Genomic DNA, 14,960 nt, shown 5'->3' on the forward strand with positions numbered 1-14,960 from the left:
CTCTAGGGCCGGCCCCGCAGGGAACTGCAGCCCCAGCGCCACGCCCACTCTGTCCACGAACTGACCGGCGTGCAAATCGATGCTGCTGCCCACCTGCGTAATCAGGCAGCGGCCATTTTCCTGACGCTCTGCCAAAAGTAAATCCGTAGTGCCGCCGCTGGCGTGCAGCAGCAAAAAGCTCTGCGCCCAAGGCCCGCCCGCAGACCAAACGCCTGCCTCCAAATGATTTTCCTGATGGCTGATAATCTCCAGCTGCGCACCCGTCAAGGCAGCTAAACTGCGCGCCACACTCAACCCCGCCAGAAACGCCGGCATATAGGAATTTTCCAGCGGACGGGGATAGCCGCTGACGCCGATGGCAGCCAGCTCATAAGCCTTCCCTTGCAGTACGCTTTCCACCAGCTCCGGCAGATTGCGCGTATGCTGAAAGACCATTTCCGACTGCTGCAAACCGCAGCGCCCCGGCTTGACGCTTAATATTCTGCGGGCCTCGCCCAGCAGGCTGCCGTCCTCTGCCAGCACGGCGACAGATGTAGTATAGCAGCTGGTATCCAGCCCTAAATAAACTTTCCGGCTCATTCCTGCGCCAGCTTGCCCAAGACGCCGTTGACAAAGCGCGGAGATTCCTCCGTACCGTATTCCTTGGCGATTTCCACAGCCTCGTTGATGGCTATGCCGGCAGCCACCGCAGGGTCGGCGAACAGCATTTCAAAGGCCGCTACGCGCAGAATATTCCTGTCGGTAGCAGGCATACGCTCGATAGTCCAATCGATAGCGTACTTACTCAAACGCGCGTCGATTTCCTGCTCGTGAGCCAAAACGCCCTCGGCCAGCTGCAGCGCATAAGCCTGCGCCTTGTCTGCGCCGGGCTCCTCATGCTCGGCAATAGCGGCCTCCACGGCAGCAGCCGCCTCACAGCTGTTAAAATCTATCTGAAATAAGCTTTGCAGCGCTGCCTCTCTGGCAATTCTGCGAATAGTCTTTTCACTCATCTTGTCACTCTCCTAATATTTATCTATGATAGCCGGGCGGCAGCAGCCTGTCCAGCCATTCCAGCAAATCCTCTTTTTTATCCAGCTTATGCCCGATAAAAAAGCCTATACCGATGCACAGCATCAAAAACAAAGCCTGAAAAAAGCCCAGCCACAAAACGACCACGCCGATAAACAGGCCAAACAGCGAGCACAGCAGACGGCCGCGATAGTTGTTCCAGATGTCGTTGATAATTTCGCTTAACATCACACAGCCTCCTATTCTTCCTTAGCCTTAATCTGCTTAAAGAACAGCTCCATGTCCTTAACGTCAATGCCCGTAACTTTCTTAATGCTTTCCTTAACATTGCTGCGGATTTCATCCGAGGTTTCCGGGATATTGATGCCGGGCTCGATAGAAGCGTTAATGCGCACGGCGATGCCGTCGTCGTCCAGCTTCACAATAACCTTAACATTGTGAATACCATAAATTTCCTGGGACAGCACGGCGATATAATCCTCCAATGCGCCCTTGCCCACCAATACCTTGCCCTTATCGCTTTCACTGAGCTTCAGGGAGCTCATGCCGGTTAAGCCCAGGCCGGTAATCAAAAGCCGCAGGCTGACCAGCAGCATAATGACGCCGCCCACGGCGTAAATCCAGTTGCCGGGAATATGGTCGACTAAAGCGATCATGCCTTCGCGGGAAAATACGCCCAGACTGCACAGCACTGCCAGCACTGAAACAACAGCCATTAAAAACGTGTATAACGTAAGAATAATTCTGTCGGCAATACCCATTACTTAATCCTCCTCAAAAAATCTTTTCTGCCGGTCGTCCATTTCCTCTTCCGGCGGCAGGTCAAAATTCTCGTCACCGCGCAGCTTGGCCAGCTGCTGCTCAAAGGAATTGCTTTCGTTGGCTTCCGCCCGCCGGGCCTGCGCCCGCAGAATATCGGCCATAGCCTCCTCCGACGACGCCTCCTTTTCCAGCTCCGTGGCCTTGCGCTGAGCGACGCCCTCCACATTAACGTCCACAAACTGCACCTCATAGCCAGTCATAGCTTCAATGGCTGATTTTACCTTTTCCTGCACCTCCAAAGCAATTTCGGGAATGCAGCAGCCGTATTCCACATTGATATAAACGCTGGCGTTGACCATCTTGCCTTCGAATTTCAGGCGCACGCCCTTGGAAGCGTTTTCCTTGCCCAAAAAGCGGTTGATGCCGTCGGTCAAACCGCCGCTCATGCTCACCACTCCCGGCACCTCCTGCGCCGCTAGGCTGGCTACAATACAGATAACCTCGTCGGCAATACGGATATCGCCAAAGTCCTCTAAATTATTATCCTCGTCCAATTCGCTGCCGGCCTCTGCCGCTTTATGCTTGTAAGCCTCTTCCTTTTCCGTCAACTTGCGTTCCATACGCAGCACCTCCAAGACTCATATGGTAAAATACAAACAGTACTCCATTTTTATTTTATTCTAATATTATAGCACAGTTTATACATTCTGTATGCATAAATTGTATAAAAACCGGGACTTTATCACTTTTTTATAGCGTGATAAGGTATAATAGGTTGCGCAGGACTCTGGACAGTAGCAACTTAGCTTCTAAATTGCGCATAAGCCGAAAGCTGACAAAACTGTCTGCCTTCGGCTTTTTATACAACAAAAAGACCTGCACTCCTAAGAATGCAGGTCAGTATTAGCAAAAGCAATCATGGTTTTTCAACCAAGCTCTCTATATTGCTATCTATTTTATTTCAGCATACCTTCAACAATAGCGGCTGCCGCAGCTAAAGCTTCGTCCAGCTTAGCCACGTCCTTAGCGCCGGCCTGAGCCATATCGGGACGGCCGCCACCGCCGCCGCCGCACAGCTTAGCCACAGCCTTAACGATATTGCCGGAATGTGCGCCCTGAGCGATGGCATCCTTGGTAGCCATGGTCAGAATGCTGACCTTCTCGCCCATAACGGCAGCCAAAACTACTACGCCGCCAACCTTATCGCGCATTTTATCTCCCAGGCTGCGCAGCGCATCGACGCTGTCGGCCTGCACCTTCTGTACCAGCACGGGTACTCCCTTAATGGTCTGTACCTGGTCTGCCACGCTGCTTACCTGTGCTTTGGCAATTTCAGCAGCCAATTCTTCAGCCTTCTTCTGAGCGGCTTTCAGCTCGCAGTGCAGCGCTTCTAAACGGTCGGGCACGTCACAGCTGCGGCATTTTAAATCTGCCGCCAAGGCTTTAACCATATCCTCCATAGCGTCAATATGCGCCACAGCGCCATGACCGGTAACAGCCTCGATGCGGCGCACGCCTGCGCCGCTGCTGCCTTCGCTGACAATCTTGAACACGCCAATCTGAGCCGTATTGCTTACATGGCTGCCGCCGCAGAACTCCATGGAAAAGTCTGGTACGGTAACTACGCGCACAATCTTGCCGTATTTTTCGCCAAAGAGCGCCATTGCGCCCTTCTTTTTAGCTTCCTCGATGGGCAGCTCTTCTATTTCCACAGCCTTGCCTGCCAAAATCTGCTCGTTGACGATGCTTTCAACCTCTTTCAGCTCGGCGTCCGTAACCTGAGAGAAGTGGGAAAAGTCGAAACGCAGGCGGTCCGGCCCGACATAACTGCCGGCCTGGTTGACATGGCTGCCTAAAACCTGCTTCAAAGCGGCGTGCAGCAAATGGGTTGCCGTATGGTTGCGGGCAATATCCATCTTACGCGCTTTATCTACGGCAAAGCTTACCTCGTCGCCCTCGGCAACAACGCCCTCCGTTACCTGGCCCACCATGATAACTGCGCCGTCAGGCAGCTTTTTCGTAACGGTTACGTCGATAACGCCGGTAAGGGCAGTAATGGTGCCGACGTCGCCCAGCTGGCCGCCGCCCTCGGCGTGGAAAGCGGTAACGTCGCAAATAACTGCTACCTCGGTGCCGTCCTCGGCACTGGCGATGGGCTGCGCATCATGGGCAGGATACAGCTTAACGATTTTAGCCGCAGCAGCGCTCTCATCCACCTTCAAAGCAGGCACGTCGATACCGTTGGTATTATAAACAATGGGACGGCCGGCCTTATCGTTACGAGCGTCGCGCGCCATCTGACGCTGAACCTCCAAAGCTGCGTCAAAGCCTGCCTTATCCATAGTCAGGCCCTGCTCCTCTAAAATTTCTTCCGTCAGCTCCCACGGGAAGCCGAAGGTATCGTTCAATCTAAAGGCCGTAGCGCCGTCCAACTCAGTCTTGCCTGCTTTCTTCAGCTTGGCAATTTCTTCGTTCAGCAGCTCACAGCCCTGCTTCAAGGTACGCAGGAAGCTGGTTTCCTCCATGTCGATAACCTTTTGGATATAATCGCGTTTTTCAGCCAGATTGGTATAAACGTGGCCGAACATACCGATAACCACATCTACAGCGCCAGCCAGGAATTTATCGCTGATGCCGATTAAACGGCCATGACGTACTGCACGGCGCAGAATGCGGCGCAGTACATAGCCGCGGCCCTCATTGGAGGGCAAAATACCGTCGCCAATCATAAAGGTCATGCTGCGCGCATGGTCGGCGATAACCTTCAAGGATACGTCGATATCCTTATCCTTGCCGTATTCAACGCCGGATACCTTGCAGGCATATTCAATAATCGGGAAAATCAAATCGGTTTCAAAATTGGAGGGCTTGCCTTGAATAACGCTGGCCAAACGCTCCAGCCCCGCGCCGGTATCGATGTTCTTGCTTTTCAGCGGCGGATAGGTGCCGTCGGGCATTTGGTTAAATTGCGTAAATACCAAATTCCACAGCTCCAGGAAGCGGTCGCAGTCGCAGCCAGGGCCGCAGTCTGGCTTGCCGCAGCCGCGTTCCGGTCCCAAATCGATATGAATCTCGCTGTCCGGACCGCAGGGGCCGCTGCCAATCTCCCACCAGTTATCAGCCAAACGCACAATGCGCTCCTCAGGAACGCCTACGCTGCGCCACAGCTCATAGGCTTCGTCGTCCTCCGTATGAATGGTAATCCACAGCTTATCGGCAGGCAGCTCCAATTCTTTAGTCAAAAATTCCCAGCTCCAGGGAATAATTTCCTTTTTAAAATAATCGCCAAAGGAAAAATTGCCCAGCATTTCAAAATAGGTATGGTGGCGAGCAGTGCGGCCTACGTTTTCAATATCGCCGGTGCGCACGCATTTTTGACAGGTGGTAATACGCGGAGAGGGCGGCTTCATCTTGCCGGTAAAAAAGGGCTTAAAGGGCGCCATACCTGCGCCAATAATCAACAGCGTCGGGTCGTCCTGCGGAATAAGGGACGCGCTCGGCAGCATTAAATGACCTCTGTCCTGGAAAAATTTTAAAAATCTTTCGCGGATTTCGTTACCAGTCATGTATTTCATAATTTTTTCTTCGCTCCTTCATTCAATTATCAGCCAAAGGCTTGCCAGGCCGTTGGCTTCAGCCTAAAATATAACAACGCATATAAAAAATTATATAGTTTTTACAGATTAAAGTCAACGTTAAAATCCTGTATTCATGGTAGAATAAAGGAAAAGCCAGCGGCAGTTTATCGCACTAAGCCGTTGTTACGATATAGAAGCTCCATCACATATGATAAATTTCTTGACTAAAGCAACGCTCTATGGTAAAATATTTTTTGTATTCGGGGTGTAGCGCAGTTTGGTAGCGCACCTGCCTTGGGAGCAGGGTGTCGTAGGTTCGAATCCTGCCACTCCGACCAGCAGACTGCGGGTGTAGTTTAGTGGTAAAACCTCAGCCTTCCAAGCTGATGTTGTGGGTTCGATTCCCATCGCCCGCTCCAAATTTTGGTCCAGTAGCTCAGTAGGATAGAGCAACGGCCTTCTAAGCCGTGGGTCGGGGGTTCGAATCCCTCCTGGATCACCAGCAAGCAAACCCTTGAAAGCACCGTGTAAAGTGGCTTTCAGGGGATTTTTTGTTTTATGAAGCACTTTTTATAATAAACTAATTTAATTGGCACCGTTTTGCATATGTATCACAATATATTACAAAGAAATAACCCTGTAGCCTATACTTTATACTGGCTTAAGCTATATGGCAGATAAACGCCATATAGCTCTTTTATTTATCAGGCTTTATTCAGTTTAGTGCTACAGAGCTTCTTGTCATAGCACAATATTTATTACGACTCTTCGCCTCGTTCCTCCAATTCTCCTTCCATTGATAAAAATAACTGCTGCAACTCTTCTTTTGTTTGTTTATTAGCCGCCCACATGCCGCGTTGCTCTGCTTCTAATAACACCTCTGTTATTCTGTACAATGCCCAAGGATTAACTTTCTGCATCCATCTTTGCATTTCTAAATCTAAAGCATATTTTTTTGCATATTGTTCATACATCCAATCCTCCATAATTTCACTGGTAGCGTCCCATTGATAGCTTACCGCTACATAAGTTGCCAAATCTCCAGCACCTTTATAGCCGTGCTTTTTCATTCCTTCTATATATTTAGGGTTCATTGCTTCACCGCGGAACCAACGTTTGAGTTCTTCATCCAAGCTGCGTAACTGTATCTTGCATTTATCAGAACTATCACTAACATAATTTTTAGGCATACTGCCCTTGTAGCTGCGTACTGCTGCAACCATTCCCCCACGATAATTATTATAATCATCACCGCTCAGCATCGAAGATTCTCTGTGATCAACATTTTGCACAGTTATATCAATTTGTGACATACGTTTTTGAAAACGCTCCGGTAAATATTCTCCTTCGGCCTTTGCACCATAAACATATGCTCCCCAACGAGTATATACCGCAGCGAGATCATCTACATTTTGCCAGTTTTTCGCTTCCAAAGCTTCACCAATTCCTGCGCCATGAGCTCCTGGAGGATCGCCAAAAATACGAAAAGAAGCATTTTTTAAAGCAGTTGCAGCATCCATACCGTTTTCCATCAGCTCTTCTTGTTCCGTTAGTACATGTTTTTTTACAAAATTAAGCTCAAATGGTTCGTCTAAAGCAGCTACCATCCTAACCGCCTCATCAAGCCATGTTACAGAAGCAGGCATGCTATCACGGAACAAGCCGCTAATACGCCCTGTTACATCTATACGAGGGCGTTTTAACTCGTTGAGAGGAATAACCTCTAACCCTACTACTCTTTGGCTTCCGGTCTGCCAAACTGGCTTTAAGCCCATTAAATACAAAAATTCAGCTACGCATTGACCATGATTACGTAAATTACTTGTAGCCCATAATATAATCCCCACACTTTCCGGATAACGCCCTTCTTCACATATAAAACGATTGATAACATCTTTAGCCATTTGCTGACCAATCTCCCATGCAACCTTTGTAGGCAAAGTTCTTGGATCAACACTATAAAAATTTCGTCCTGTAGGTAATAAATCTGCGCCACCGCTAGTAGGAGCGCCGGAAGCGCATGGATCTATATAACATCCGTCTAAAGCATGTAATGTATTTTCTACCTCTAAAGAAGTTTGCAAAAGGTTAGGCACAATATTCCGGCAAATATATTGCAGCAATTCAGTAAATTGTTGACGCATTTTCCCTGATACTTCGTGCAGTCCGGCAAGGTCAAATATCTGCTCGATGCAGGCTACATCAAAATCATGTTCTTGCAGTAATTTTATTATAGTAATCGCCTTTTCTCTTAATTTATCAAGAAACATTCCGTAAGTCATACTACCATCAGGTAAAATACAAGAACTATTTTCCAATAATTCATAATAATCATATCTATATACATTGGCCAGCAGTTTAATAAGCGATGGCATCTTACCATTTTCTACGTTAGTTAAAGCTAAAACATATGCTGCTAAATCCTCTCCTGAAGGCGGAACCCCAAAAATATGTAATCCTGTTTTTATTTGCATATTTTTAATATCCGTAATATACGTATGTAACTTCCCAATATACTCATCAAAGCCGACAAAAGCACTTTCCTGAACTTCATCATCCAAATTACATTCTGAAACTTTGGCGCGAATCATCTCTCTGATATCAGCTAAATTATTTTGAAAAGAACTGTCATTTTTGAACTGACAATATTCATCTAACAGCTGTTCCAAGTCAGCTAACTCTTCATATACCCCGGCAGAGCTCATCGGCGCAGATAAATAACTAATCAAACATGCGGCACTTCTGCGTTTAGCCTGAATTCCTTCACCCACACAAGTAATCCAATAAGGATATATATTGGGCATATCCCCTGTACAAATATCAGGATAGCAGCCTGCGGACATAGCATTTCCTTTTCCCGGCAGCCATTCCAGGTTTCCATGAGTTCCAAAGTGAATCATAGCATCGGCGCCCCAAATATCGCGCAGCCAATGATAAAAGCCTAAATAATGATGCGTAGGAGCACAATCAGGAGAATGATAAATTTTTCCCGGATCGTCGCCAAAGCCACGAGGCGGCTGAACAGTGATAAAAATATTTCCGTTCAGCATTCCGGGAACTATTAAAATATCATCATATCTAAATACCTCCCCTGGAGCGCGCCCCCAATCTTTAGTTAATTGTTCTTGCACATTAATCGGCAACTTTTCAAAAAAAGCGTCATATGCTAACTTAGTTAATTTACCATCAGCTCCCTCTATTAAAGCCTCAGAAATAAATCTGCGATCGTTAGTTGCATGTTTAGTAATTTCATCGATGAACTCTTGGCTGTTAGCTGGAATATTATCAACTAAATAACCGTTTTGCTGCATATATTTTAAAAGTAAACGCACGCTTTCTATAGAATCCAAACAAGCCGCACTGCCAATATTAGAATTAGTAGGCGGATAATTATGAAAAACAAGAGCAATCTTTTTTTTATTATTCGGTTTATGCTTTAACCTAGCCCATTTACATACCTTACGAGCCAGCATATTAATACGCTCAACCAAAGGCCTGCGATAATGCGTGCCATTATTTAATTCTTCATTGGTCGAAACAGGAACAGAGTGAATAACGCCATCAAATTCAGGCATAGCTACGGCGTATGAAACTTCATTAGCCGTTAATCCTATCATATTCTTTTCCCACCATTGATACGGCATATATACATTATATATTTGAAATACAGGAACCCCTAAATTTTGTAAATCTTGTAGCTTAGCAAAACCTGTAATAGTCAAAGAAAAAACAAAGGGATTAACTAAAGCATCAATAATTACTTCATTGTTCTTATAAAAGAATTCTTTAAACGATTGTCCTAAAGACACCGCTCCGGTTTTTGCATTTTCCAGCGTCGTGGTAAATACTGCTATAACATTGCAGCTCTCTGCTTCTATAGCTTTGATAATTTCTGTTTGATAAGCCAGTCTATCCCACAACCAGTCCTCACGCGCAAAAATAAAACCTATGGTAGGCCGTCCGTTACACCAATGTTTTTCTATATATTCGGAAATGTTGGTATATGCCTTTTCTCCCGGATAAAAGACTCCATTCCAGGGTAACTGCCGAGGCATATCGTACTCATATGTTGTACCTTCAAATGTATTTAACAAATATAAACAAAGATTTTTATAATTTGCCAAACCACCGCACGCTAAATACTGTTTTATATTTTCTATAATAATGGCGTCGACACCGCCAGCCATTTTATCTGTTCCAGGATCTATGATATCAAATAAATGCTTTATCTGACAATTTTGCATAAAAGCAGAAGCCTTTTTCAAATAGTCACAGCTAAGGCCTGTTCCCATCCATGTACACAATACAAAATCCGAATTAATAATTCTCTTTTTCCATTGATTATTCCAAATTTCATTATCACTTATCTGCTCTACTGCTAAATTATTTCCTGCATACGAATCAAGCACCTCCAAAGCTGATAAAATACCAACTCGATGTGCTTCCATGTTAGTAATAAATAGAATTCCTGCCATGCTAACCTCTCCTCATAACGCCAACTTTAAGAATAGTAAAAATAAACTTTAGTCAGAAACCGTTAAAGTTTTATGAAGCGCTGCTAAGTACGCTTCCTCCCAATGCTCCGCTAAAGCTTCAATCGTATCTAAGCGATGGACAGCCATATCTAAATCCGTTCCTGCAATCTGTGATAAAATATTTTCTCCGCAAGCAGCAACTTCTTCTTCGCTCAGCAATCCCCATTGAAATTGATCAAGTAAATGGGCATATAAGCTGGTTAACGCTACAATTTGGGGTGTCATATTCATTTTTATAATAGCTGTACGCAATACGCTCTCACTCAAGGTTGTTTGATAAAATTTATTATAATCGTCAAATAAACGCTGTTCTGTAAAGCCAAAACGCGCCATACGCCTGCGCACATCATACATCGTTTTTCCATCATAACCATTCCATTTCAATAAAGCTCCTTTCACGGCAGCCTTCACCAGTCGTCCCACAAGTTCTCCCGGCTTAGTGTGTTTTCCGCAATCAGTAATTAAATAATTACTTTGCGGGCAAGCTATAATAGCTATCTGGTCCGTTCCTGTTCCAGTTGCCAAGCCATTAGAAAATTTACTGCCTAACAACAGCTCTTGCAAAGCGGCACTTTTCGCTTCCGTAGCCATCATAATAGCCCTGGCCATGCTGCCAGGCAAAACATCGGCATTAAAATAAACTATAATATTAATAGTACCGTTGGATAAAATTTTATTTTCTTTCCCCGGATACAAAGCTTTATCGCCTGCCCTGCCAGCGTTTCCCTCTGCTCCAGCGGTTACTGCTACTAATACTTGCAAATCATCATAAATTTCAGATTTCAAAACGATATTTTCCATCGTTACACCAGTTCCCATTGCCATTATATGCGCAGGACTATATCCTAACTCTGACGCTACCCTACTAATATTATCTTTATACGCCTCCAAAGTCATAGCCTGTGCTTCTGGCTGTGGATGATGATTAAAAACAGCCTTTAAATCCTCACGCCAGCCACCATTAAAAACGGAACTGGACAAAACATTACGCTTTCCGGCAAAATCCACAATAACCGTATCATCAATACGCTTGATAATATCTCCATTATCAAAGGTGAATAAAACATCGTGCATACAAAATCCTCCTCTAGCTATAAAAAATAATACAGGTATAAGCAATAATATTTTTCTAACGCTTACCATAAGGAACCACCATAAATTCTTTACTAACTATACTTTTTTTCTGCTCATCAAATTCTAATATTAAAATAGCTTCTGCTCCGCTATATGCACACAACACTTCTCCATTTACGATTACAGCGCTTTCGGCCTTCGTAAAATCCATTCTTAGAGAACCTGTTTGGTTAGCTACTAAAACAGGTATTCCTCCTGAAGCAGCCGATAAACGCCGCCACGCATCTCTAGGCTTACCACCGTGATTCCCCTCCGGCCAGGCTACAGACCCTACTACAAGCTCTGCGCCTTGCTTGGCAATATTTTTTCCATGCTCGGCAAAATAAAGGTCAGCACAAACCATCACGCTTGTTTTTATTCCGTCTAAATCCCATACTGCAAAAACATTTCCTGGCTCAGCCCATCTTTCTGTTGTCCATTGCACCACCTTTACTTTATGATGGCAATGACAAACGCAGCCTTTAGCATCTATAATAACGCAGCTATTATGAGGCTGCCTATCTGACATATAGGCACATCCTAAAAATAACCTCTGTTCATAGCGCCGAGCAGTCTCTATAAAAGGCTGTAACACACCGTTATTTGTTGAAGCAAATTGCCATAGATAGTCTTCACGAATCATATGATATCCTTGTAAAGCCATTTCTGGCGTAAGCACCCATTGAACATTATATTTAGAAGCAAGCTGCATACCATACAACAACTTTTCTTGATTAACGCTTTGCGGTAATCCGCAATAAGATAAATGCAAAAAAGCGATTTTCATATCCACACCCTATTTTCAACTTTTGAAAAAACGCAGCCGTATAAATTGAATCTATACAGCTGCATTTCTGATAAAACAAGCAAAATAAATTTAGAAAGTATACTCTGCGCCAGCAATAAAATTACGTCCAGGCTGCGAATACCAGCCTACACCGCCAGGATTTCTCATATCATAAGTCATATCCGTATACATGCGATCAAAGATATTGTTTACTCTGAGGAATATGTTCATTCCTTTAACAGGGTTATAATTTACAGCGGCATTAGCCGTCCAAACTGTTTTATACGTATCAAGCACCTCATCCTCATAAGCTTTATTACCAGGACGATCCACAATACCTTTAAAATTCAAACTGCCGTTAAATTTATCAGCATCGTAATTAAACGTAAGATCATATTGCCCTTTTGGAATATAACCATTGCGGTTATCATTAGACGAAGGATTGGTAGAAGGGATATAAGTATGCGTATACGCTATAGCCGCACTGAAATGATCGTCAAAAAATTTATTCAGCTGTACATCCCAACCTTTAATACGCTCCGCCCCGGCATTATAGTATTTCCAAGTAGCGCTATTAAAGCCTATTAAATTATCGGAATCAGTCTGGAAGTAATGCGCAGAGAATGTAGTTTTATCATCAATTCGCGTATTGATGCCGATCTCTTTAGTTTCGCCTTCTTCAGGATTGAGCTTCTCACTGCCATAAAACGGATTAAACATTTCATAAATATAGGGCGCTCTAAAAAATTCCTTATAAGAAATATATACGTTAGTAGCCTCGCTGCAATCATATGCGATTACACCGCTGGCGCTTGTTTTGTGTCCATATTCGGAATGCCTGGAAAAGCGAATGCCAGGAGTAACAGTCCAATGCCCAAACTTCATATTATCCTGAATAAAAAATGCCTGGTTATCCACCTTAGCAGTCATATCCGGAGTATATTGATCCTGATACTTATTCATAGCGTCTTTATAATAATCGTAGCCGCCTACTATAGTATGATTACCATTTTTATAAGTTAACTGATCGCTAAAGCCCCAGGTTTTTTCCCTCATCAGCCATAATGCAGCCGGATTCCTGATGTCATCGTCTAAATCTGAGGTTCTGCTGAAATAAGTCAATGTATTGCTCAATTTATCGTCAAAATTATATACGAAGCTAAAAGCATATTTAGTATTATCCTTTTTTTCCTTCAGTCATTCCGCCAGTAAATACAGTTGGGCCCATCATAGAAGATGCTGTTTCCGGTCTGCCATAATCTAATTCATATTTGGAATAGCTGAAATTGATATCTGCTTTATCAGAAAATTTCTGTCCTATTTTAACGCCGTAGCTTTTGCTATCTATTTTATTCACGGTACTATTTCCATGTCCGTCTTTATATTTGCCCATTTTATCGGTTTGCCCATTAATAGTCCAATAAAAACCATCCTTAGTCATACCCTGATGATACAAATTATATGTTTTCTTATTATAGCTTCCCCAAGTACCCGATATCTTCGTTGTAGCGCCTCCCTTATCAGGTTTACGGGTAATAATATTGATAACGCCGCCTACGGCATCCGAGCCATATAATGTAGAAGCCGATCCCTTCAAAACCTCTATGCGTTCGATATTATCCATATTACTAATTTCCGAAGGCTGGAAAACACTAAAAGTAGAGCCGTTAGTATTAGCACGTTGACCATCAATTAAAACCAGTACATGGCTAGTACCGTTAACGTATAAATAATCGGCCGAATAGTTAGCGCCTGTAGCGCTGTAATTCTGTATAGTAACGCCTGGAACTGCACGCAATGCTTCGCTAACAGTCTGATAATGCTTTTCTTCAATATCTTTTCTCGTCACAACGTTCACGTTAGCATGAGCATCAAAATTACTTTCTTCTAATCTGCTGGCCGTAACAACCATTTGATCCAAATTAAATTCCTTCAGCTGCTCTTCAGCATATACGCTAGTCCCTCCCAATGCTACAATCGTGCTCAAAACGGCTGTAGTTAATAAACTAATTCTTTGTGTCTCTTTTTTCATACAAACCACTCCCATAAAATATATTTTGAGGATTTTCATAGCTTTATTTTTAAAACAACGCCAAGAAAACCTTCAATGCTAAAATTTCTATTTATCCACTTGTATTCTTCTTGACAATCAAGAACTAATATCTTAAATTATATATAAGAGTATTGTTTTATTCAGACCTTATCTTATTAGCATTGAATTTTATACTATATACTACTAGTAGAGTCAATTATTTTTTTGAAAAGCGGAGATATTATGAGCAAAACATCGAATGAATACTTTTCTATAGGCGAATTTGCCAAACTCTTTCATGTTTCTAAACAAACTCTATTTTATTATGAACGCAATAAAATACTTGCGCCTAGTTTAATTGAAGAAAACGGCTACCGTTATTATTCATTAGAACAGTATTTTATCCTTGATATTATTATCAATCTTCGTAAATTAGGCATACCTTTAAAATTAATAGCTGAATATGTAAAAAACCGTGATATTAACAGCCTTCAAAATTTATATCGTAAAAAGCAAAACGAATATCGCATTCAGATAGATATAATGCAGCGAAATATAGAAAACCTACAAGCTAAAATTTCTCATTTAGAAAAAACAAAAACTATTACTACAGACAGGATAACATTAGAAGAGCAAGAACAGGAATATTACATTGCTACACCATTTACAGATAAAGAATGTTCCATGAAGGAAAAAATAAAACTAGTAGCTGAGCACAATTATCCTTTTGCTGCCAGTGAAATTCTCAATGAATATTTAATTGGTTACATTCTGCCGCAAAAAGCTTTGATAAATGGCGATTATCTAGGTATATCACATCTATATACACGCATATCGCATCCTGATGAATATACTAACGTTTCAATAAAACAGGCAGGTTTGTATGCATCTATCTATACGCCGCAGGGATTTCATGTACAATATCATAAGGCATTTATAAATCTTATAAATTTTATAGAGAAAAACGAATTAAAAATCATTGGTTCTTCTTTTATCGAACAAATGCGTAATTATTGGTCTACTGATAAATACAGCGAATATGTAGTAAAAATCATGATTCCAGTAGAATATAAAATCGAGTAGGAGCCCGCCCATTATTTGAGCAGCCGACCTCTCACACCACCGTGCGTACCGTTCGGTAC

The 14,960-nt window shown here is 43.4% G+C and carries 11 protein-coding genes, 3 tRNA genes and 1 pseudogene; 4 read left to right on the forward strand and 11 right to left on the reverse strand.

The features are described from left to right. The 6 genes and pseudogenes from QZ105_RS08445 to alaS form a co-directional block, all read right to left on the reverse strand. A pseudogene (locus tag QZ105_RS08445) lies at window positions 1-579 on the reverse strand (O-sialoglycoprotein endopeptidase); the annotation flags it as partial. Further along, the gene (gene nusB, locus QZ105_RS08450; RefSeq protein WP_293729483.1) at window positions 576-992 is read right to left on the reverse strand and encodes a transcription antitermination factor NusB; all 417 of its coding nucleotides are present in this window, start codon (window positions 990-992) and stop codon (window positions 576-578) included. The gene nusB and the pseudogene QZ105_RS08445, both read right to left, overlap by 4 nt. Before the next feature lie 19 nt (window positions 993-1,011). Further along, window positions 1,012-1,239 carry a DUF2273 domain-containing protein gene (locus QZ105_RS08455; RefSeq protein ID WP_293729484.1) on the reverse strand — a complete coding sequence of 76 codons (228 nt, stop codon included), beginning with the start codon at window positions 1,237-1,239 and terminating at the stop codon, window positions 1,012-1,014. 11 nt (window positions 1,240-1,250) lie between these two features. Further along, window positions 1,251-1,772, reverse strand: coding sequence for an alkaline shock response membrane anchor protein AmaP (gene amaP / locus QZ105_RS08460; RefSeq protein ID WP_293729485.1), 522 nt, complete (start codon window positions 1,770-1,772; stop codon window positions 1,251-1,253). Window positions 1,773-1,775: 3 nt separating this feature from the next. Next, complete coding sequence (locus QZ105_RS08465; RefSeq protein ID WP_293729486.1) at window positions 1,776-2,393, reverse strand: Asp23/Gls24 family envelope stress response protein; 618 nt, start codon at window positions 2,391-2,393, stop codon at window positions 1,776-1,778. Between the two features lie 336 nt (window positions 2,394-2,729). Then, window positions 2,730-5,348, reverse strand: coding sequence for an alanine--tRNA ligase (gene alaS / locus QZ105_RS08470; RefSeq protein ID WP_293729487.1), 2,619 nt, complete (start codon window positions 5,346-5,348; stop codon window positions 2,730-2,732). A gap of 264 nt (window positions 5,349-5,612) precedes the next feature. On the opposite strand from alaS, the gene QZ105_RS08475 reads away from it, so the two are divergent. The 3 genes from QZ105_RS08475 (at window position 5,613) to QZ105_RS08485 (ending at window position 5,853) form a co-directional block, all read left to right on the forward strand. Beyond that, a tRNA-Pro gene (locus QZ105_RS08475) sits at window positions 5,613-5,689 on the forward strand. A 7-nt stretch (window positions 5,690-5,696) separates the two neighbouring features. Continuing rightward, a tRNA-Gly gene (locus QZ105_RS08480) sits at window positions 5,697-5,770 on the forward strand. Between the two features lie 6 nt (window positions 5,771-5,776). Beyond that, window positions 5,777-5,853: transfer RNA gene (locus tag QZ105_RS08485), tRNA-Arg, on the forward strand. Window positions 5,854-6,109: 256 nt separating this feature from the next. On the opposite strand, the gene cobN is transcribed toward QZ105_RS08485, so the two are convergent. The 5 genes from cobN to QZ105_RS08510 all read right to left on the reverse strand — a co-directional run bounded on the left by cobN (window position 6,110) and on the right by QZ105_RS08510 (window position 13,818). After that, entirely contained in the window at window positions 6,110-9,826 is a 3,717-nt protein-coding gene (gene cobN, locus QZ105_RS08490; RefSeq protein WP_293729488.1) for a cobaltochelatase subunit CobN, read from the reverse strand. Between the two features lie 48 nt (window positions 9,827-9,874). After that, window positions 9,875-10,960, reverse strand: coding sequence for an adenosylcobinamide amidohydrolase (locus tag QZ105_RS08495; RefSeq protein WP_293729489.1), 1,086 nt, complete (start codon window positions 10,958-10,960; stop codon window positions 9,875-9,877). Window positions 10,961-11,015: 55 nt separating this feature from the next. Beyond that, window positions 11,016-11,786, reverse strand: a complete 771-nt coding sequence (locus tag QZ105_RS08500; RefSeq protein ID WP_293729490.1) for a carbon-nitrogen hydrolase family protein — start codon at window positions 11,784-11,786, stop codon at window positions 11,016-11,018. 90 nt (window positions 11,787-11,876) lie between these two features. Continuing rightward, entirely contained in the window at window positions 11,877-12,920 is a 1,044-nt protein-coding gene (locus tag QZ105_RS08505; protein ID WP_293729491.1) for a TonB-dependent receptor, read from the reverse strand. Between the two features lie 43 nt (window positions 12,921-12,963). Continuing rightward, window positions 12,964-13,818 (reverse strand): TonB-dependent receptor plug domain-containing protein, encoded by an 855-nt coding sequence (locus tag QZ105_RS08510; protein WP_293729492.1) that lies wholly within the window; start codon window positions 13,816-13,818, stop codon window positions 12,964-12,966. Window positions 13,819-14,061: 243 nt separating this feature from the next. Between QZ105_RS08510 and QZ105_RS08515 the strand changes: the two genes are divergently transcribed. Next, on the forward strand, window positions 14,062-14,901 hold the full coding sequence (locus QZ105_RS08515) for a MerR family transcriptional regulator (RefSeq protein WP_293729493.1): 840 nt from the start codon (window positions 14,062-14,064) through the stop codon (window positions 14,899-14,901). The last annotated feature ends 59 nt before the right edge of the window (window positions 14,902-14,960 follow it).

The sequence above is a fragment of the uncultured Phascolarctobacterium sp. genome (genome assembly GCF_905212365.1).
Classification (GTDB): Bacteria; Bacillota; Negativicutes; order Acidaminococcales; family Acidaminococcaceae; genus Phascolarctobacterium_A.

Coding starts and splice junctions, on each gene's coding strand:
- cobN (WP_293729488.1), bottom strand. CDS start 9,826: ATGGCAGGAATTCTATTTATTACTAACATGGAAGCACATCGAGTTGGT.
- QZ105_RS08515 (WP_293729493.1), top strand. CDS start 14,062: ATGAGCAAAACATCGAATGAATACTTTTCTATAGGCGAATTTGCCAAA.
- QZ105_RS08455 (WP_293729484.1), bottom strand. CDS start 1,239: ATGTTAAGCGAAATTATCAACGACATCTGGAACAACTATCGCGGCCGT.
- amaP (WP_293729485.1), bottom strand. CDS start 1,772: ATGGGTATTGCCGACAGAATTATTCTTACGTTATACACGTTTTTAATG.
- alaS (WP_293729487.1), bottom strand. CDS start 5,348: ATGAAATACATGACTGGTAACGAAATCCGCGAAAGATTTTTAAAATTT.
- QZ105_RS08465 (WP_293729486.1), bottom strand. CDS start 2,393: ATGGAACGCAAGTTGACGGAAAAGGAAGAGGCTTACAAGCATAAAGCG.
- nusB (WP_293729483.1), bottom strand. CDS start 992: ATGAGTGAAAAGACTATTCGCAGAATTGCCAGAGAGGCAGCGCTGCAA.
- QZ105_RS08500 (WP_293729490.1), bottom strand. CDS start 11,786: ATGAAAATCGCTTTTTTGCATTTATCTTATTGCGGATTACCGCAAAGC.
- QZ105_RS08510 (WP_293729492.1), bottom strand. CDS start 13,818: ATGAAAAAAGAGACACAAAGAATTAGTTTATTAACTACAGCCGTTTTG.
- QZ105_RS08495 (WP_293729489.1), bottom strand. CDS start 10,960: ATGCACGATGTTTTATTCACCTTTGATAATGGAGATATTATCAAGCGT.